At 64.0% G+C, this 20,658-nt stretch carries 15 protein-coding genes; 14 read left to right on the top strand and 1 reads right to left on the bottom strand.

Features of this window, described 5'->3' with window-relative positions:
* Positions 1 to 113: 113 nt before the first annotated feature.
* The 4 genes from VA602_RS09220 to VA602_RS09205 all read left to right on the top strand — a co-directional run bounded on the left by VA602_RS09220 (position 114) and on the right by VA602_RS09205 (position 5,329).
* Positions 114 to 2,702 carry a TonB-dependent receptor gene (locus VA602_RS09220; protein WP_323453067.1) on the top strand — a complete coding sequence of 863 codons (2,589 nt, stop codon included), beginning with the start codon at positions 114 to 116 and terminating at the stop codon, positions 2,700 to 2,702.
* 148 nt (positions 2,703 to 2,850) lie between these two features.
* On the top strand, positions 2,851 to 3,456 hold the full coding sequence (locus VA602_RS09215; RefSeq protein ID WP_063543221.1) for a biliverdin-producing heme oxygenase: 606 nt from the start codon (positions 2,851 to 2,853) through the stop codon (positions 3,454 to 3,456).
* A gap of 52 nt (positions 3,457 to 3,508) precedes the next feature.
* The gene (locus VA602_RS09210; RefSeq protein WP_323453066.1) at positions 3,509 to 3,922 is read left to right on the top strand and encodes a YbaN family protein; all 414 of its coding nucleotides are present in this window, start codon (positions 3,509 to 3,511) and stop codon (positions 3,920 to 3,922) included.
* Between the two features lie 57 nt (positions 3,923 to 3,979).
* On the top strand, positions 3,980 to 5,329 hold the full coding sequence (locus VA602_RS09205) for a CoA transferase (RefSeq protein ID WP_323453065.1): 1,350 nt from the start codon (positions 3,980 to 3,982) through the stop codon (positions 5,327 to 5,329).
* Between the two features lie 133 nt (positions 5,330 to 5,462).
* On the opposite strand, the gene arcD (VA602_RS09200) is transcribed toward VA602_RS09205, so the two are convergent.
* Positions 5,463 to 6,890, bottom strand: coding sequence for an arginine-ornithine antiporter (gene arcD / locus VA602_RS09200; protein ID WP_323453064.1), 1,428 nt, complete (start codon positions 6,888 to 6,890; stop codon positions 5,463 to 5,465).
* A 434-nt stretch (positions 6,891 to 7,324) separates the two neighbouring features.
* On the opposite strand from arcD (VA602_RS09200), the gene arcD (VA602_RS09195) reads away from it, so the two are divergent.
* From arcD (VA602_RS09195) to VA602_RS09150, 10 genes are all read left to right on the top strand, one after another.
* Positions 7,325 to 8,752 (top strand): arginine-ornithine antiporter, encoded by a 1,428-nt coding sequence (gene arcD, locus VA602_RS09195; protein ID WP_054925695.1) that lies wholly within the window; start codon positions 7,325 to 7,327, stop codon positions 8,750 to 8,752.
* Between the two features lie 30 nt (positions 8,753 to 8,782).
* The gene (arcA, locus tag VA602_RS09190) at positions 8,783 to 10,036 is read left to right on the top strand and encodes an arginine deiminase (RefSeq protein WP_054895516.1); all 1,254 of its coding nucleotides are present in this window, start codon (positions 8,783 to 8,785) and stop codon (positions 10,034 to 10,036) included.
* A 68-nt stretch (positions 10,037 to 10,104) separates the two neighbouring features.
* Entirely contained in the window at positions 10,105 to 11,115 is a 1,011-nt protein-coding gene (locus VA602_RS09185) for an ornithine carbamoyltransferase (RefSeq protein WP_054895515.1), read from the top strand.
* A 149-nt stretch (positions 11,116 to 11,264) separates the two neighbouring features.
* On the top strand, positions 11,265 to 12,194 hold the full coding sequence (gene arcC / locus VA602_RS09180) for a carbamate kinase (protein ID WP_323453063.1): 930 nt from the start codon (positions 11,265 to 11,267) through the stop codon (positions 12,192 to 12,194).
* A 56-nt stretch (positions 12,195 to 12,250) separates the two neighbouring features.
* Complete coding sequence (locus tag VA602_RS09175; RefSeq protein ID WP_065863228.1) at positions 12,251 to 12,625, top strand: DUF5064 family protein; 375 nt, start codon at positions 12,251 to 12,253, stop codon at positions 12,623 to 12,625.
* A gap of 147 nt (positions 12,626 to 12,772) precedes the next feature.
* A complete protein-coding gene (locus VA602_RS09170) occupies positions 12,773 to 14,281 on the top strand; it encodes a sigma-54-dependent transcriptional regulator (protein WP_065863229.1) in 1,509 nt (502 codons plus the stop codon).
* Positions 14,282 to 14,468: 187 nt separating this feature from the next.
* The gene (gene gltS, locus VA602_RS09165) at positions 14,469 to 15,674 is read left to right on the top strand and encodes a sodium/glutamate symporter (RefSeq protein ID WP_323453062.1); all 1,206 of its coding nucleotides are present in this window, start codon (positions 14,469 to 14,471) and stop codon (positions 15,672 to 15,674) included.
* A gap of 275 nt (positions 15,675 to 15,949) precedes the next feature.
* Positions 15,950 to 16,333, top strand: a complete 384-nt coding sequence (gene gcvH, locus VA602_RS09160; RefSeq protein ID WP_054895511.1) for a glycine cleavage system protein GcvH — start codon at positions 15,950 to 15,952, stop codon at positions 16,331 to 16,333.
* An 11-nt stretch (positions 16,334 to 16,344) separates the two neighbouring features.
* Entirely contained in the window at positions 16,345 to 19,200 is a 2,856-nt protein-coding gene (gene gcvP, locus VA602_RS09155; protein WP_323453061.1) for an aminomethyl-transferring glycine dehydrogenase, read from the top strand.
* A gap of 151 nt (positions 19,201 to 19,351) precedes the next feature.
* Positions 19,352 to 20,658: L-serine ammonia-lyase (locus VA602_RS09150; RefSeq protein WP_323453060.1), on the top strand; the 1,307-nt coding region annotated here is incomplete at its 3' end.

The raw sequence follows: 20,658 nt of genomic DNA, 5'->3' as shown, positions 1-20,658 counted from the left end.
TTTACGCGACTCCCACCCCACGCCCGTCTCGTTATAGCCAATGCAATTGATTCTTGTTCGAAAACAAGAACTGCACTCACCTATAACAGTTCGCGCGACAGGGAGCGCTTCCGATGTCCTCAGGTCCAACCCGCCCATCCCCCTCTTCCCGACGCATGGGACAACTGTCCCTGCTGACCCTGGCCCTGCTGGCCAGCGGCGCCTGCAGCCTGCCGGCGCTGGCCGCAGAGCCGGCGCAGGCCGCCAGCCCGCGGATGGGCGACTATCGCTTCGCCATCGCCCAGCAGCCACTGGTCTCGGCGATCAACGCGTTCAGTGAAGTCACCGGCTGGCAGGTCGGCTTCTCCGCCGATTTGGCCGAGGGCGTGGCTTCGCCGGGCGTGCAAGGGGCACTGGCACCGGAAGCGGCACTGCAGAAACTGCTGCACGGCACAGGCCTGGGCTTTCGCAAGATCGGCAACGGCAACGTCGTGCTCGAGCGCCAGACCGCAGGCAACGCCATTGCCCTGCAACAGCTGACCGTCAGCGCCACCCGCAGCGCGCAGGACGTGAGCCAGGTACCGAGCACCGTCAGTGTGCAGACCCGCGAGCAACTGGACCGCCAGAACGTCAACGACATCAAGCAACTGGTGCGCTACGAGCCGGGTGTCTCGGTTGGCGGTGTCGGCCAGCGCAGCGGCCTGAACGGCTACAACATCCGCGGCATCGACGGAGAGCGAATCCTCACCCAGGTCGATGGCGTGTCGATCCCCGACAGCTTCTTCTACGGCCCCTACGCCCAGACCCAGCGCAATTACGTCGACCCCGAGATCGTCAAGCGCGTCGAGATCCTGCGTGGTCCGGCCTCGGTGCTGTACGGCAGCAACGCCATCGGCGGCGCGGTGAGCTACTACACCCTCGACCCGGACGACATCATCAAGCCTGGCAAGGACGTGGGCGCGCGCTTGAAGACCGGCTACAGCTCGGCCGACGAAAGCTGGCTGACCTCCGCCACCGTCGCTGGCCGCCAGGGCGACTTCGACGGCCTGCTGCACCTGAGCCAGCGCAACGGCCACGAGACCGAATCCTACGGTGGCCACGGCGGCACCGGCCTTGGCCGCACCGAAGCCAACCCGGAAGACGTGCGCACCACCAACGTACTGGCCAAGCTGGGCTGGAACTACGCCGACGACGCGCGCCTGGGCTTCACCTACGAGCACTACAAGGACGACCGCGACCAGAACATCCTCAGCGCGGTGGGCGGCCCGTTCATCCCTGGCCGTGGTGCGTCGAACATGTATCGGATGCGTGAAGGCAATGACACCGTCACCCGCGAGCGCTTCGGCATCAACCACGAATTCGGCCTCGACAGCCTGGTCGCAGACCACGTGAAGTGGAGCCTCAACTACCAGATCGCCAAGACCGACCAGCGCACCGACGAACTCTATTTCGCCTCCGGTCGCCAGGTGTTCCGTGATCGCCAGACCACCTACAAGGATCGCCACTGGGTGTTCGATGGTCAGTTCGACAAGGCCTTCAGCATCGGTGAGACCGATCACCTGCTCACCTACGGCACCACCCTCAAGCACGAAAAGGTCACCGGCTCGCGCAGCGGCACCGGCACCTGCCTGAACATCGGTGGCACCTGCCGCGCCATCGGCCAGAACAGCGTGAGCGATAGCCAGGCGCTGGTCAGCGACTTCCCGGACCCGACCATCAACACCTACAGCCTGTTCGCCCAGGACGAGATCCGCTGGAACAACTGGACCTTCCTGCCGGGTGCGCGTTACGACTACACCCGCATGGAACCGAAGATGACCGCAGAATTCCTGCGTGGCATCCAGGGCACCGGCGCAGCGCCGTCCAGCGTCGACGACGGCGACAAGAAATGGCACCGCGTCTCGCCCAAGTTCGGCGTCACCTATGCCTTCAACGACAACTACACCTGGTACGGCCAGTACGCCGAGGGTTTCCGTACCCCGACCGCAAAGGCCATGTACGGCCGCTTCGACAACCCGACCCTGGGCTACAGCGTCGAACCCAACCCCAACCTCGAGCCTGAAAAGAGCAAGAGCTACGAGACGGGCGTGCGCGGCAACTTCGAGGCCGGCAACTTCGACGTGGCGGTGTTCTACAACAAGTACCGCGACTTCATCAACGAAGACGCCGTGCAGTCGGCCAACCTGGGCTCGACCTTCCAGGCCAACAACATCAAGCACGCGACCATCAAGGGCGCCGAGTTCAAGGGCCGCCTGAACCTCGATCACTTCGGCGCGCCGCAAGGCCTCTACACCCAGGGCTCTCTGGCCTATGCCCATGGCCGCAACGACGACAATGGCCAGCCGCTGAACAGCGTCAACCCGCTGACCGCGGTAATGGGCCTGGGCTACGAGCAGCAGAACTACGGCGGCCTGCTCAGCTGGACACTGGTCAAGCGCAAGACCCGCGTCGACGACAGCACCTTCTTCGCCCCGGATGGCGCCAGCTCGCAGTTCCGCACGCCGGGCTACGGCGTGCTCGACCTGACCGGTTTCTACAAGGTGACCGAGGATGTGACCGTCAACGCAGGCCTCTACAACCTCACCGACAAGAAGTACTGGCAGTGGGATGACGTGCGCGGCTACGACGGCCTTGGCGAGGCGGCGGTGACCCAGCCGGCCAACCTCGACCGCCTGACCATGCCGGGACGCAACTTCGCCATCAATGTGGTCTGGGATATCTGATCCCGGTACCCGCGGGGGCGGCCTTGTGCCGCTCCCGTAACCCCTCCCGAACACAAATGCCTCCCACTCCCAGGTGAGGTTTTTTTACTGTCCTGCGTCTTCTCTTTCGTCTTGTACCTAGACAGCCCCATTTCCCAAGGATGCCCCCATGACCCGCCACACCTCCGAGCGCGCCGCCCTGCGCTCGCAACGCCTGAACCAGGTCACCCACGCACCGCACACCGAGCTGGACGCTCTGGTCAAGTCGCACGCGCCGTTCGACAGCCGCGAGAGCTTCGCCCGCTTCGTCGTCGCCCAGTACCTGTTCCAGTCCGAACTGCAGGCGCTGTACACCGACCCGGCACTGATCGCCATCGTCCCTGACCTGGCCGAGCGTTGCCGGGCCGAACAGGCGCGCCTGGACCTGGCCGACCTGAACACCGAAGTACCGGCCCCGGTCGCAGGCGCCCTGGTCAAACCAAGCCTGGGCGAAGCCCTGGGCTGGATCTTCGTCTCCGAAGGCTCCAAACTGGGCGCCGCGTTCCTGATCAAGCGTGCCGTGGCCCTGGACCTGTCCGACAGTTTTGGCGCCCGTCACCTGGGCGAGCCCGCCGGTGGTCGTGCAGAGGGCTGGAAACAGTTCACCCGCATCCTCGACAGCCTGGAACTGTCGGCCGAAGAGGACGCTGCCGCCGAGCGTGGCGCAGTCGCGGCCTTCGAGCGCTTCACCGAGCTGCTCAAGCACGCCTACGCCACGGATGCAGCGCTGGCCTGAGACGCACTTGCCGGCCACCATTCGGGTGGCCGGACCGCTTTGCAGTGAGACCATGACCCGACTTGCCCGCTCCCGACTGTCCCGCCTGCTGTATGCGATCCTGGCTTATGTCAGCCTCGGGATAGGTCTGGTCGCCATCGTCATTCCCGGCCTGCCCACCACCGAGTTCATCCTCCTGGCCGCCTGGGCAGCGACCCGCAGCTCACCGCGCCTGTCCGCCTGGCTGGAGAACCACCGGCTGTTCGGACCAATACTGTGGAACTGGCGCAACGGCAAGGTAATCCAGCGCCGCGCCAAGATCAGCGCCACCATCAGCATGCTGCTGTGCGCAGGGTTGATGCTCACCATGCTCGAGCACCACTGGCCAGTGTTTCTTGCCATCGCCGGCATGACCCTGGGCAACCTGTGGATCTGGTCGCGCCCCGAACAACCCACCGCGCCACTGCCCGCCCAACTGCAACGCTGAGCATTTGCATCCCAGCGCGGGATGTACTGCAATGGGATCCACCAAGGAGGATCCTGCATGCCCCAGTTGCTCGACACCATCGTCCGTGAACTTAACCTCGACCACGCCGCCCTGCGCTGGCACGGCGTTGGTGGGCTGCCCTCGACGTTTGCCGTCACCGACCTGGCCGCCGCGAGCATGGCCGCTGCCGGGCTGGCACTGGCCAGCCTGCTGCAGCGCCAGACCGACAACTGCCCGCTGGTCAGCATCGACCGGCGCCTGGCCTCGTTCTGGTTTGCCACCAGCCTGCGCCCACATGGCTGGCAGACCCCTCCCCTGTGGGACGCCGTCGCCGGTGACTATCCCACCCGCGATGGCTGGATTCGCCTGCACACCAACGCCCCCCATCATCGTCAGGCCGCACTCGGCGTGCTGGGCACCCCCGCCGATCGCCAGGCGGTCGCGGCGCAGGTCCTGCGCTGGGACGGTGAGGCGCTGGAAAGCGCCGTGGTCGAAGCCGGAGGCTGTGCGGCGAAGATGCGCAGCTGGGCGCAATGGTGCGAACACCCGCAGGGGCACGCCGTAAACAAGGAGCCCTTGGTGCTGCGCGAGCAGTTCGACGCGGCAGCGCCATTGGCCTGGCAAGGCTGTGAAACACGTCCGCTGGCCGGTATCAAAGTGCTGGATCTGACGCGTATCCTCGCCGGCCCCACCGCCAGCCGCTTGCTGGCCGCCTTCGGCGCCGAAGTGCTGCGCATCGACCCATTCGGTTGGGATGAGCCGGCGGTGGTCGCCGAAGTCACCCTGGGCAAGCGCTGTGCGCGCCTGGATCTGCGTGCGACGCCTGACCGCGAGGTGTTCGAACGGCTGCTGGGGGAGGCCGACATTCTCCTGCATGGCTATCGCGCCGATGCACTGGAGCATCTGGGTTTTGGCGCGCAGCACAGGCGCCAGCTCAACCCAGGCCTGATCGATGTAAGCCTCAACGCCTACGGCTGGAGCGGCCCCTGGCAAGCACGCCGCGGCTTCGACAGCCTGGTGCAGATGAGCAGCGGCATCGCCCGCGAAGGCATGCGCTGGCAACAAACGGACAGACCTGTGCCTTTGCCGGTGCAGGCGCTGGACCATGCAACCGGGTACCTGATGGCAGCCGAGGCGATCCGCGGGCTGGAACAGCGCCTGGCTCATGGCGCCGGTTACCGGGCACGGCTGTCCTTGGCTCGCACCGCCAAGCTGTTGGTGGAGCATGGAACGATGGCGGATGACTTGCCCCTGGCCGCAGAAACGCCCGAGGATCTCGACCCGCATCTGGAGCAGACGCCCTGGGGGCCCGCGCAAAGGATCAAGGGGCCGTTGAAGGTGGGGCAGGCGTCGATGCACTGGGCACGTGGGGCTTGCGAGCTGGGTTCGGCTCAAGCGCGTTGGTGACGATTCATGGCCTCATCGCGGGACCAGCCCGTTCCCACAAAAGGGGGCTGACCCATCGAGTTTGTGAGCATGCGTGGGAGCGGTGCGCCGCTGCGACTTGTCCCGCGATGAGGCCACAACAACCGCCACCCACTTACAAACTCAGCGCCCCCGAGTACAGCGCATAAGCCGCTACCCCTGCGCCCACCAGTACCGCCGCGAATATCAGCTTCTCCCAATGGCTGAACAATGCCTGCCCCTGCTCGCGCCTGGCCCGGGCGAACAGGATCACTCCCGGGGCATAGAGCAGGGCCGACAGCAACAGGTACTTGAGCCCCCCGGCATACAGCAGCCACACCGCATACAACAGCGCCAGCAGCGCCACGGCCAGATCCTTGCGCCGCAGCCCCGCCTGCCCGGCATAGCTCTCGCCCCGCCAGGCCAGCAGCACGGCATAGGCCGCCGACCAGAAGTACGGCACCAGGATCATCGACGACGCCAGGTAGATCAGGCTGGTATAGGTGCCAGCCGAGAACAGGGTGATCAGCAGGAACCCCTGGATCATGCTGTTGGTCAGCCACAGCGCATTGGCCGGCACATGATTGGCATTTTCCCTGGCCAGGAAACGCGGCATGGTCTTGTCGCGAGCGGTGGCGAAGAGAATCTCGGCACACAGCAAGGCCCATGACAGCAGCGCCCCAAGCAACGAAACCGCCAACCCGATACTGATCAGCATCGCCCCCCAGGGCCCGACGATATGTTCCAGCACCGACGCCAGCGACGGGTTCTGCAACCCCGCCAGTTCAGGCTGGGTCATCACCCCCAGCGACAGCACGTTGACCAGCACCAGAAGCGCCAGCACCCCGAGAAAGCCGATCACCGTGGCCTTGCCGACATCCGAACGGTGCAGCGCACGCCCGGAATAGACACTGGCGCCCTCGATGCCGATGAACACGAATACCGTCACCAGCATCATGTTGCGCACCTGCTCCAGGACGCTGCCGAACTTCGGGTTGCCCAGCCCCCAGATATCGCGGGTGAAGATATCCGCGCGGAAGGCGAAGGCCGCGATGACGATGAAGATCAGCAGCGGTACGACCTTGGCCACCGTGGTGACCTGGTTGATGAAGGTCGCTTCCTTGATGCCACGCAGCACCAGAAAATGCACTGCCCACAGCAACAGCGAAGCGCAACCGATGGCGATCGGCGTATTGCCCTCACCGAATACGGGAAAGTAGAAACCCAGGGTGCTGAACAACAGCACGAAATAGCCGACGTTGCCCAGCCAGGCACTGATCCAGTAGCCCCAGGCCGACGAGAAGCCCATGTAGTCACCAAAGCCGGCCTTGGCGTAGGCGTAGACGCCCGAATCCAGGTCGGGCTTGCGGTTGGCCAGGGTCTGGAACACGAAGGCCAGCGCCAGCATGCCGACCGCCGTGATGCTCCAGCCGATCAGTACTGCGCCAACATCGGCACGGGCGGCCATGTTCTGCGGCAATGAAAAGATCCCGCCGCCGATCATCGAACCGACCACCAGGGCGATCAGCGCCCCCAGGCGAAGCTTATGTCCCGGTTCGCCCATCTGCAGCTCCCTCACGCCTGTCGCCTGTATGAAACATAACGGCCACTACATATAAATGTTACAGCTTGTTTATTAATCAACGCCATTAAAGCTATAGCACTCATAACGCATTTGTCTATATGCCGACGGCCGCCAATATTCACATTGTCGAGCAACTCGCAAATTCGCGACGCCCTGTCGAATGCCACGTGAAAAATTTGCGAAACCGCTAGAAACGACTAGCTTTCAGATTTCGCAAGCCAAACAGAGCGTTTGCTCTAGAAGTACATGGAGGTGCCAGCGCACAAGGCTTGCAGCAAAGCCGTCGGCACTCTCCAGGAGACCCGAGCAAGAATTTTCTCACGCTGTTGAGCCATGAACTGATCCACATCAGCGAATGACTACAGCGCCGGATTTATTCTGTCGTCAACTTTCTCCTGGCATGGAGTTGTTAAATGTCTGATTCTCCCGGAAAACTTAAACTCGGCGCATTAGTTGCACTTGTCGTGGGCTCGATGATAGGTGGCGGGATCTTCTCCCTGCCGCAAAACATGGCCGCCAGCGCAGGCGTCGGTGCCGTGCTGATCGGCTGGGCCATCACCGCCGTCGGCATGCTCACCCTGGCCTTCGTATTCCAGACCCTGGCCAACCGCAAACCCGACCTCGATGGTGGCGTGTACGCCTATGCCAAGGCCGGCTTTGGCGACTACATGGGCTTCTCGTCAGCCTGGGGCTACTGGATCAGTGCCTGGCTGGGCAACGTCGGCTACTTCGTCCTGCTGTTCAGCACCCTGGGGTACTTCTTCCCGGTCTTCGGTGAAGGCAATACCCCGGCGGCAGTGATCGGCGCATCGCTGCTGCTGTGGGGTGTGCACTTCCTGGTCCTGCGCGGCATCAAGGAGGCGGCGTTCATCAACCTGGTCACCACCGTGGCCAAAGTCGTGCCACTGGCGCTGTTCGCGCTGATCTGCCTGTTCGCCTTCAAGCTCGATGTGTTCACCGCCGACATCTGGGGCCTGGGCTCGCCCGACCTCGGCAGCGTGATGGATCAGGTGCGCAACATGATGCTGGTCACCGTGTGGGTGTTCATCGGCATCGAGGGCGCAAGCATCTTCTCCTCGCGGGCGGAAAAACGCTCCGACGTGGGCAAGGCCACGGTCATCGGTTTCATCACCGTGCTGCTGTTCCTGGTGCTGGTCAACGTGCTGTCGATGGGCGTGATGACCCAGCCGGAGCTGGCCAAGCTGCAGAACCCGTCGATGGCCGCGGTGCTGGAGCATGTGGTCGGTCACTGGGGTGCGGTGCTGATCAGCGTCGGCCTGATCATCTCGCTGCTGGGGGCACTGCTGTCGTGGGTGCTGCTGTGCGCGGAGATCATGTTCGCCGCCGCCAAGGACCACACCATGCCCGAGTTCCTGCGCCGCGAGAACGCCAACCAGGTCCCGGCCAACGCCCTGTGGCTGACCAATGCCATGGTGCAGATCTTCCTGGTCATCACCCTGTTCTCCAACAGCACCTACCTGTCGCTGATCTACCTCGCCACCTCGATGATCCTGGTGCCCTACCTGTGGTCGGCGGCCTACGCGGTACTGCTGGCGGTGCGCAGCGAAACCTACGAACAGGCCCTCGCCGAACGCAAGAAGGACCTGATCATCGGCGGTATCGCCCTGTTGTACGCGATCTGGCTGCTGTATGCCGGAGGCGTGAAGTACCTGCTGCTGTCGGCCCTGCTCTACGCCCCTGGCGCGATCCTGTTCGCCAAGGCCAAGCGCGAGGTCGGCCAACCGATTTTCACCAACGTGGAAAAACTGATCTTCGCCGCTGTGATCGTCGGCGCCCTGGTGGCGGCCTACGGGCTGTACGACGGCTTCCTGACCCTTTGACCACGTCTTCGTATGATTGGAGGAATCATCATGTCCACGGAAAAACAGAAATACGGCGTGCACTCCGAAGCCGGCAAGCTACGCAAGGTGATGGTCTGCGCCCCGGGACTGGCGCACAAGCGACTGACCCCCAGCAACTGCGATGAACTGCTCTTCGACGACGTGATCTGGGTCGACCAGGCCAAGCGTGACCATTTCGACTTCGTCACCAAGATGCGCGAGCGCGGCGTCGATGTGCTGGAAATGCACAACCTGCTGACCGACATCGTGCAGAACAAGGAGGCCCTGGCGTGGATTCTCGATCGGAAGATCACCCCCAATACCGTCGGCGTTGGCCTGACCAATGAAGTGCGCAGTTGGCTCGAAGGCCTCGATCCGCGCCACCTGGCCGAGTTCCTGATCGGCGGCGTGGCCGGCCAGGACCTGCCGCAGAGCGAAGGCGCCGATGTGGTGAAGATGTACAACGACTACCTCGGCCACTCCAGCTTCATCCTGCCACCCCTGCCCAACACCCAGTTCACCCGCGACACCACCTGCTGGATCTACGGCGGCGTCACGCTGAACCCGATGTACTGGCCGGCACGACGCCAGGAAACCTTGCTGACCACTGCCGTGTACAAGTTCCACAAGGAATTCACCGGCGCCGACTTCCAGGTCTGGTACGGCGACCCTGACAAGGAGCACGGCAGCGCCACCCTGGAAGGCGGCGACGTCATGCCGATCGGCAAGGGCATCGTGCTCATCGGCATGGGCGAGCGCACCTCGCGCCAGGCGATCGGCCAACTGGCGCAGAACCTGTTCGCCAAGGGCGCAGTGGAAAAGGTCATCGTCGCCGGCCTGCCCAAGTCGCGTGCCGCGATGCACCTGGACACCGTGTTCAGCTTCTGCGACCGCGACCTGGTCACGGTCTTCCCGGAAGTGGTACGCGAGATCGTGCCGTTCATCATCCGCCCTGACGAAAGCAAGCCCTACGGCATGGATGTGCGCCGTGAAAACAAGTCGTTCATCGAGGTGGTCGGCGAGCAGCTCGGGGTGAAGCTGCGCGTGGTCGAGACCGGCGGCAACAGCTTCGCCGCCGAACGCGAGCAATGGGATGACGGCAACAACGTGGTAGCCCTGGAGCCAGGCGTGGTCATCGGCTACGACCGCAACACCTACACCAACACATTGCTGCGCAAGGCCGGGATCGAGGTCATCACCATCAGCGCCGGTGAACTGGGCCGAGGCCGCGGCGGCGGCCACTGCATGACCTGCCCGATCGTGCGCGACCCTATCGACTACTAACGCCCTCAATCCGGCCCACGCTTACGAGGCGCGGGCCGGGCACTCACCGCATTCAAGGAGACACTGTCATGGCGTTCAACATCCACAACCGCAACCTGCTCAGCCTCGAGCACCACACCACCCGTGAGCTGCGCTACCTGCTGGACCTCTCCCGCGATCTCAAGCGCGCCAAGTACACCGGCACCGAGCAGCAGCACCTGAAGGGCAACAACATTGCGCTGATCTTCGAGAAGACCTCGACCCGCACCCGCTGCGCCTTCGAAGTCGCCGCCTACGACCAGGGCGCCAACGTCACCTACATCGACCCCAACTCCTCGCAGATCGGCCACAAGGAGAGCATGAAGGACACCGCCCGCGTGCTCGGGCGCATGTACGACGCCATCGAGTACCGCGGCTTCAAGCAGGAGATCGTCGAAGAACTGGCCAAGTTCGCCGGCGTGCCGGTGTTCAACGGCCTGACCGACGAATACCACCCAACCCAGATGATCGCCGACGTGCTGACCATGCGCGAACACAGCGACAAGCCGCTGCACGACATCAGCTACGCCTACCTGGGCGATGCGCGCAACAACATGGGCAACTCGCTGTTGCTGATCGGCGCCAAGCTCGGCATGGACGTGCGTATCGCCGCGCCCAAGGCGCTGTGGCCGCATGACGACCTGGTGCAGCGCTGCAAGCAGTACGCCGAGGAAAGCGGCGCGCGCATCACCCTGACCGAAGACCCGAAGGCGGCGGTCAAAGGCGTCGATTTCGTCCATACCGACGTCTGGGTGTCGATGGGAGAACCTGTGGATGCCTGGGGCGAGCGCATCGAACAACTGCTGCCCTATCAGGTGAACAAGGAACTGATGAAAGCCACCGGTAACCCGCGCAGCAAGTTCATGCACTGCCTGCCGGCGTTCCACAACTCCGAGACCAAGGTCGGCAAGCAGATCGCCGAGAAATACCCGCACCTGGCCAACGGCATCGAAGTGACCGATGACGTGTTCGAGTCGCCGGCGTGCATCGCCTTCGAGCAAGCGGAGAACCGCATGCACACGATCAAGGCGATCCTGGTGTCGACCCTGGCTGATCTGTAAGGAAGCCTGCACCGTCCCTGTGGGAGCGGGCTTGCCCGCGAAGGCGTCAGCCGCATCAGCGATGCTGCCTGATCTGGCCTCTTCGCGGGCAAGCCCGCTCCCACAGGGGCCTTGCCCGACCCTTGAACATTTTCTGAAGGACATTCCCCATGCGTATCGTTGTTGCATTGGGCGGCAACGCCCTCCTGCGCCGCGGCGAGCCAATGACCGCCGACAACCAGCGCAGCAATATCCGCACTGCCACCGAGCAGATCGCCAAGATCCACCCCGGCAACGAACTGGTCATCGCCCACGGCAATGGCCCGCAGGTCGGCCTGCTGTCGCTCCAGGGCCAGGCCTACAAGCCCGACGAAGCCTACCCGCTGGACGTGCTCGGTGCCGAGACCGAAGGCATGATCGGGTACATGATCGAACAGGAGCTGGGCAACCTGCTCGACTTCGAGGTGCCCTTCGCCACCCTGCTGACGCAAGTCGAGGTCGACGCCAACGACCCGGCTTTCAAGGATCCGACCAAGTTCATCGGCCCGGTCTACGCCAAGGACGAGGCCGAGCGCCTGGCCAGGGAGAAAGGCTGGGTGGTCAAGGCCGACGGCGACAAGTACCGCCGTGTGGTCGCCAGCCCCAAACCCAAGCGCATCTTCGAGATCCGCCCGATCAAGTGGCTGCTGGAAAAAAGCAGCATCGTCATCTGCGCCGGCGGCGGCGGCATCCCCACGATGTACGACGAAAACCGCAAGCTCAAGGGCATCGAGGCGGTAATCGACAAGGACCTGTGCTCGGCGCTGCTGGCCGAGCAACTGGACGCCGACCTGCTGATCATCGCCACCGATGTCGATGCCGCCTACATCGATTTCGGCAAGCCGACGCAAAAAGCCATTGCCCAGGCGCATCCTGACGAGCTGGAAAAACTCGGCTTCGCAGCGGGTTCGATGGGGCCGAAGGTGCAGGCCGCCTGCGATTTCGCCCGCCACACGGGCAAGGTCGCGGTGATCAGCTCGCTGGAAAACATCGAAGAGATCGTCAAGGGCACTGCCGGTACGCGGGTGTCGACCGCCAAGCCAGGTATCAGCTACCGTTGAGTGCAGTTGGCCGGTGCACGGCGCCGGCCATTTTCAACCTTCCGGAGGACGCCATCATGGCCCAGTACCATCCTGGTCATGTTCATATCGAGCGCACGGCGCTGAACAAGAATGACCACAGCTACGACCTCAACATCGAGTACGAAGCCACCCAGGATCCCACGGAAGGCCGCGGTATCCAGTTCCGCATGCATGGCAGCATCGAAGGCAAGTCTGTCGACGAGAAGTTCTTCCTTGCCAAGGACCAGGTACTGCCGAGCTTCCTCATGCAGTTGAGCCGCAAGGCCCAGTCGTACCTGCCGGCGCCGAAGAAATTCGAAAACCTGGGCTCGCCGCACAAGCTCTACGACTATATGTTCGAGGACATCCGCCAGAAGCTGGATGTGAAGTCCGGGGATCCGATCAAGCCTGAACACCTGGGTGATACCTGATACTGCCATCGCCGGGCAGGCCCGCTCGCACAGGCACGCTGGAATACCTGTGCAAGCGGCGGTTCGGCGCCCCGACTCGTCCCGTGATTGGGTCTTCCCCCTCGCCAATGGCATACTGGCGCCCTTTCCCCCACGCCCGTTGCCCCCATGCGCATCCACGTCAGCTTCATCGACCGCGTCGGCATCACCCAGGAAGTCCTGGCCCTGCTCGGTGCCCGCAACCTCAACCTCGATGCCGTGGAGATGGTGCCACCGAACGTCTACATCGACGCTCCCACGCTCAGCCCCGCCGTGCTCGAAGAGTTGCACGACGCGCTGTTCGAGGTGCGCGGCGTGCAGTCGGTGGAAGTGGTCGATATCCTCCCCGGCCAGCGCCGCCACCTGCAACTCGACGCCCTGCTCGCGGCCATGAGCGACCCGGTGCTGGCGGTGGACAGCGCTGGCAAGGTGCTGCTGGCCAACCCGGCGCTGATCGCCCTGTGCGGACGCGAATCGGCCGGTCGCTCGGTGGGCGAGCTGTTTGGCGACAGCGGGCTGCTCCAGGCCCTGCTCGACAACAACTTCCACTTGCCGATGCGCGAGATGCAGCTCAATGGCCAGAGCCTGCTGCTGGATGCAACGCCGATCACCAATGCCGGCGGCCTGCTCACCCTGTATCCGCCCAATCGCATGGGCGAACGTCTCTCGGCGCTGCACCATGATCACGCCGAAGGCTTCGATGCCCTGCTCGGCGACTCCCCGGCGATCCGCACCCTCAAGGCCCGCGCCCTGCGCGTCGCCACACTCGATGCGCCCTTGCTGGTGCACGGCGAGACCGGCACCGGCAAGGAGCTGGTAGCCCGCGCCTGCCACACCATCAGCAGTCGTCACGCAGCACCTTTCCTCGCACTGAACTGCGCCGCGCTACCCGAAAGCCTGGCCGAGAGCGAACTGTTCGGCTATGCCCCGGGCGCCTTCACCGGCGCACAACGTGGCGGCAAGCCAGGGCTGATGGAACTGGCCAACCAGGGCACGGTGTTTCTCGACGAGATCGGCGAGATGTCGCCCTACCTGCAGGCCAAGCTGCTGCGCTTTCTCAGCGACGGCAGCTTTCGCCGGGTCGGTGGCGACCGTGAGGTGAAGGTGGACGTGCGTATCATCAGCGCGACCCACCGCGACCTCGAACGCATGGTCGCCGAAGGCACCTTCCGCGAAGACCTGTTCTACCGCCTGAACGTGCTCAACCTGCAGGTCCCGCCGCTGCGCGAACGCGGCCAGGACATCCTGTCGCTGGCGCACTTCTTCATGCAGCAGGCCTGCACGCAGATCCAGCGCCCTCCCTGCCGTCTGACCCCAGCCACCCATCCGGCACTGCTGGCCAACCCCTGGCCAGGCAACGTGCGCCAGTTGCAGAACGTGATCTTCCGCGCGGCGGCAATCTGCGAGAGCAACCTGGTAGATATCGGTGACCTGGATATTGCCGGTACCTCCGTGGCGCGTGGCCAGGATGGCGAGGTGAGCAGCCTGGAGCAGGCCGTGGGCGACTTCGAGCGCGAACTGCTGCAGCGCCTGTATGCGAGCTACCCTTCGACTCGGCAGCTGGCGGGAAGGCTGCAGACATCGCATACCGCGATTGCGCAGCGGCTGCGCAAATATGGGATTCCAGGCAGAAACTGAGGCCCATCAGCGCCCGAGCAGCTCGGCATCTTCAGAATTTCCCTACGCCTCGCCCCAGGCGCGTGCCACTTAGAATGTCGGCCGTTTGACCGCACGCGTGCTCCGGGTGCCTCTTCGAAAGGCACAGCGCACGCTCGAAAGAGTGTCCAGGAGCACCTCTTTCAAAGTGACAATGAGTAGGTTTTCAATGCTCGAGCTCGACTTCTACGGCACTCTCGTGGCCGCTTCACTGGTACTTCTACTTGGACGTTGTCTTGTCGCCCGCGTCGGATTTCTGCGCACCTACAACATTCCCGAACCGGTAACTGGCGGCTTGGTGGTAGCGCTGGTGCTGCTGGTGTTGCGCGCGGTTGGCGTGCACATCCAGTTCGATACCACCCTGCAAGCGCCATTGATGCTGGCGTTCTTCGCCACAATCGGGCTGAGCGCCGATATCGGCAGCCTGAAAAGAGGTGGGCGCAGCGTCGGCTTGTTCCTGCTGGTCGTCACCGGATTCCTGCTGGTGCAGAACGCCATCGGCATCAGCCTCGCCCAGCTACTGGGCCTCGATCCGCTCATGGGGCTACTGGCGGGCTCGATTTCTCTATCCGGTGGTCATGGCACCGGCGCTGCCTGGGGCTCGACCTTCAGTGCTCAGTACGGACTGGCTTCGGCCAGCGAACTGGCCCTGGCCTCTGCCACCTTCGGCCTGGTGCTGGGCGGGCTGATCGGTGGCCCTGTAGCACGGTTGCTGGTCAGCCGCGTCCAGCCCCCAGGGCTGGAACCGGAAACGCCGCGCGTGCCGAAAGGCTTCGAACAGCCCAACAAGGAACGCCTGATAACCCCGTTTTCGATGATCGAAAGCCTGGCGCTGATCTCGATCAGCCTATTGACAGGCACTCTGTTGAACAGCCTGTTGCGCGGCACACCGTTCGAACTTCCGACGTTCGTCTGCGTGCTGTTCGTAGGTGTCGTGCTGAGGAACGGGCTGTCCGCCGGGGGCTTGTACCAGGTGTTCGAGCGCGAAGTTCTGGTGTTGGGCAACGTCGCGCTATCGCTGTTCCTGGCCTTGGCGCTGATGTCCCTGAAACTGTGGGACCTGGCCGCCCTGGCGCTGCCCTTCCTCATCCTGCTGGGTGTACAGACGCTGGTCATGGCACTGTTCGCGATCTTCGTCACCTTCAGGGTCATGGGGCGCAATTATGATGCAGCAGTATTGGCAGCCGGGCATTGCGGGTTCGGACTCGGCGCCACGCCCACTGCCATCGCCAACATGCAAGCTGTGACCCAGCGCTACGGCGCTTCGCAGATCGCCTTTCTCGTCGTGCCCATGGTGGGGGCGTTCTTCATCGATATCGTCAACGTCATCGTGATCAAGCTGTACCTGGCGCTGCCGTTTTTCACTGGCGCATGACCTTGAACGCTCCGTATCGATATCAATACATCGTATTGATATCGATACGGAGCGTTCTGCGTCCACATCCACAAGGGTTTGATCAGACAATCCTTTTCCCGGCATCCCAGCCTGTATTGATTTCATTCCATTGCCAGGGAAAATCTTTCTGGATAAGCAGTCAAGTCATTGAATTTCAATGCTTTTACTCACATGGCCACATTCTTGCTAAGGAAAACCCAACCTCAAGAGCGCGGACCCACCGCGCCCAACGCCCTGCTTCCCGAGGATTTCCCATGAGCGAGTTGCGTTTCACCGAAGATCACGAATGGCTGCGCGTCGAAGCTGACGGCAGCGTCACCGTAGGTATCACCGCCTATGCCCAGAACGCCCTTGGCGATGTGGTCTTCGTGCAACTGCCGGACCTGCAGCAGTACGAAAAAGGCGCCGAAGCCTCCACCGTCGAGTCGGTCAAGGCTGCCAGCGGCGTGTACATGCCGCTGACCGGTGAAGTGGTCGCGGTCAACGAAGGTCTCAACGACAACCCCGAGCAGGTCAACGAAGACCCGCTGGGCGAAGGCTGGTTCTTCCGCTTCGTTCCTGCAGACATGAGCGAGGTGACCGCCCTGCTCGACCAGGATGCCTACGACCGCCTGCTCAAAGCCAACGACGACGCCTGAGGACCACGACCATGACCATCAACCTCGGCACCGCCAACGAATTCATCGCCCGTCACATCGGCCCACGCAGCACCGACGAACAGGCCATGCTGACCACCCTGGGCTTCGACTCTCTCGACGCCATGACCGCCGCCGTCATTCCCGACAGCATCAAGGGCACCAGCGTGCTCGGTGACGCCGACGGCCAGAGCGAGGCCGATGCCCTCGCCGCCCTCAAGGCGATCGCCGGCAAGACCCAGCTGTTCAAGAGCTTCATCGGCCAGGGCTACTACAACACCCACACGCCAGCGCCGATCCTGCGCAACCTTCTGGAAAACCCGGCGTGGTACACCGCCTACACCCCTTACCAGCCGGAAATCTCCCAGGGTCGCCTGGAAGCGCTGCTGAACTTCCAGACCCTGATCAGCGACCTCACCGGCCTGCCGATCGCCAACGCCTCGCTGCTCGACGAAGCCACCGCCGCTGCCGAGGCCATGACCTTCTGCAAACGCCTGTCGAAGAACAAGGGCAGCCATGCCTTCTTCGCCTCCGTGCATTGCCACCCGCAGACCCTTGACGTGCTGCGTACCCGTGCCGAGCCGCTGGGCATCGAGGTCGTGGTCGGTGACGAGCGTGAACTGGGCGATGTCAGCGCCTTCTTCGGCGCCCTGCTGCAATACCCGGCAAGCAACGGTGATGTGTTCGACTACCGCGAGCTGGTACAGCGTCTGCACGGCGCCGGTGCCCTGGTGGCCGTGGCCGCCGACCTGCTGGCCCTGACCCTGCTGACCCCTCCGGGCGAATTCGACGCCGATGTGGCCATCGGCAGTGCCCAGCGCTTCGGCGTACCGCTGGGCTTCGGCGGCCCGCACGCGGCCTACTTCGCCACCCGGGATGCGTTCAAGCGTGACATGCCGGGCCGCCTGGTCGGCGTTTCGATCGACCGCTTCGGCAAGACCGCACTGCGCCTGGCCATGCAAACCCGCGAGCAACACATCCGCCGCGAAAAGGCCACCAGCAACATCTGCACCGCGCAGGTCCTGCTGGCCAACATCGCCAGCATGTACGCCGTCTACCACGGCCCGGCCGGCCTAAAACGCATCGCTGAACGTACCCACGCCCTCACCGCGATCCTCGCTGTGGGTCTGGCCAAGCTCGGCGTCAAGGTCGTCACCGGTGAATTCTTCGACACCCTGACCCTGGCCACCGGTGCCGCCACCGCCAACCTGCACGAGCAAGCGCGCGCCAAGGGCTTGAACCTGCGCCAGGTCGACACCGCGCACCTGGGGCTGTCGCTGGACGAAACCAGCACCCAGGCAGATGTCGAGGCGCTCTGGGCATTGTTCGCCAATGGCCAGGCGCTGCCGGACTTCGCTACCCTCGCCGCCAACCACAGCCCGCGCCTGCCAGCTGCACTGGTGCGAGAATCGGCGATCCTCGAGCACCCGGTGTTCAACCGCTACCACAGCGAAACCGAACTGATGCGCTACCTGCGCCGCCTGGCCGAGAAGGACCTGGCGCTGGATCGCAGCATGATCCCGTTGGGCTCGTGCACCATGAAGCTCAATGCTGCCAGCGAAATGATTCCGGTCACCTGGGCCGAGTTCGGCAACCTGCACCCCTTCGCCCCGGCCGCCCAGAGCCAGGGCTACCTGCAGATGACCACCGAGCTTGAAGCCATGCTCTGCGCCGCCACCGGCTACGATGCCGTGTCGCTGCAGCCCAACGCCGGTTCCCAGGGCGAGTACGCAGGCCTGCTGGCGATCCGCGCCTACCACCGTAGCCGCGGCGAAAGCCACCGCGACATCTGCCTGATCCCGTCGTCGGCACACGGTACCAACCCGGCCACCGCACACATGGCCGGCATGCGCGTGGTGGTCACCGCCTGCGACGCCCGGGGCAACGTCGACATCGACGACCTGCGCGCCAAGGCCCTCGAACACCGCGAGCGCCTGGCCGCGATCATGATCACCTACCCCTCGACCCACGGTGTATTCGAGGAGGCGATCGGCGAGATCTGCGCGATCATTCACGACAACGGCGGCCAGGTGTACATCGATGGCGCCAACATGAACGCCATGGTCGGCCTGTGCGCTCCGGGCAAGTTCGGGGGCGACGTGTCGCACCTCAACCTGCACAAGACCTTCTGCATCCCCCACGGTGGTGGTGGCCCGGGCGTCGGCCCGATCGGCGTCAAGTCGCACCTGGCGCCGTTCCTGCCCGGCCATGCCACACTGGAAAACACTGCCGGTGCGGTCTGCGCTGCACCGTTCGGCAGCGCCAGCATCCTGCCGATCACCTGGATGTACATTCGAATGATGGGTGGCGCAGGCCTCAAGCGTGCGTCGCAGATGGCGATCCTCAACGCCAACTACATCGCCCGTCGCCTGGAAGAGCACTATCCTGTGCTGTACACCGGTGGCAACGGCCTGGTCGCCCACGAATGCATCCTCGACCTGCGTCCGCTCAAGGACACCAGCGGCATCAGCGTCGATGACGTGGCCAAGCGTTTGATCGACTTCGGCTTCCATGCTCCGACCATGTCGTTCCCGGTGGCGGGCACGCTGATGATCGAACCGACCGAAAGCGAGTCCAAGGAAGAACTGGACCGTTTCTGCGATGCGATGATCCAGATCCGCGAAGAGATTCGCGCCGTGGAGAACGGCAGCCTGGACAAGGATGACAACCCGCTCAAGAACGCCCCGCACACCGCGGCGGAACTGGTCGGCGAATGGTCCCACGGCTATAGCCGCGAGCAGGCGGTTTATCCGCTGCCGAGCCTGGTCGAGAGCAAGTACTGGCCACCGGTCGGCCGGGTCGACAACGTGTACGGCGACCGCAATCTGGTCTGCGCCTGCCCGTCGATCGAGAGCTATCAGGACGTCTGATAGCTTCTTGGCCCGCCCTCTGATAGAGGTGTGTTCCTCTGTGGGAGCGGGCTTGCCCGCGAATGCGATGTTGGCCACGCCGACGCATTCGCGGGCAAGCCCGCTCCCACAGGGTTCAGCATCTGCCCAACCCACCTGGCAGGAGGTCATCATGTCTTTGAGCGTCTTCGACCTGTTCAAGATCGGCATCGGCCCCTCCAGTTCGCACACGGTCGGCCCGATGCGTGCCGCCGCGCGCTTCGCCGAGGGCTTGCGCCGCGATGGCCTGCTGGCCAGCACGGCCAGCGTCAAGGCCGAGCTCTACGGCTCGCTCGGTGCGACCGGCAAGGGTCACGGCAGCGACAAGGCTGTGCTCCTGGGGCTCGAGGGGGAACACCCCGACACCGTCGACACCGAATCCATCCCCGAACGCCTGCAGGCAATCCGCGCCAGCGGTCACCTGCACCTGCTTGGCGAACACAGGATCGATTTCGTCGAGAAACAGCACCTGGCGATGATCCGCAAGCCACTGGACTACCACCCCAATGGCATGATCTTCCGTGCCTTCGATGCTGCCGGGCTGCAGATCCGCAGCCGCGAGTACTACTCGGTGGGCGGCGGCTTCGTCGTCGACCAGGACGCAGCCGGCCAGGACCGCATCGTCGAAGACAACACCGCCCTGCCCTACCCCTTCACGACGGCCAGGCAACTGCTCGGCCATTGCGTCGAGCAGCACCTGTCGTTCAGCCAGGTGATGCTCGCCAACGAAGCCGCCTGGCGCCCCGAACAGGAAACCCGAGCCGGCCTGCTGCGCATCTGGCAGGTCATGCAGGATTGCGTCGAAGCGGGCTGTCGCCATGAGGGCATCCTGCCGGGCGGCCTCAAGGTCAAGCGCCGCGCCCCTGCCTTGCACCGCCAGCTCAGCCGACACCCGGAAGCCAGCCTGCGCGATGCGCTGTCGGTACTCGATTGGGTCAACCTCTACGCCTTGGCGGTCAACGAGGAAAACGCCTATGGCGGACGCGTCGTCACTGCACCGACCAACGGCGCGGCGGGTATCGTCCCGGCGGTGCTGCACTACTACATGCGTTTCGTTCCCGGCGCCAGCGAAGACGGCGTGGTGCGTTTTCTGCTCACCGCGGCCGCCATCGGCATCCTCTACAAGGAGAACGCCTCGATTTCCGGCGCCGAGGTCGGCTGCCAGGGCGAAGTGGGGGTGGCCTGCTCGATGGCGGCGGGCGCCCTCTGCGAAGTCATGGGCGGTACCCCGCAACAGGTGGAGAACGCCGCCGAGATCGGCATGGAACACAACCTGGGCCTGACCTGTGACCCGATCGGTGGGCTGGTCCAGGTGCCCTGCATCGAGCGCAACGCCATGGGCTCGGTCAAGGCGATCAATGCGGTGCGCATGGCCCTGCGCGGCGACGGGCAGCACTTCGTCTCGCTCGACAAGGTCATCCGCACCATGCGCCAGACCGG

Source organism: Pseudomonas machongensis, assembly GCF_034961125.1.
GTDB lineage: Bacteria > Pseudomonadota > Gammaproteobacteria > Pseudomonadales > Pseudomonadaceae > Aquipseudomonas > Aquipseudomonas machongensis.
This window is presented reverse-complemented; position numbering and strand designations above follow the sequence as displayed.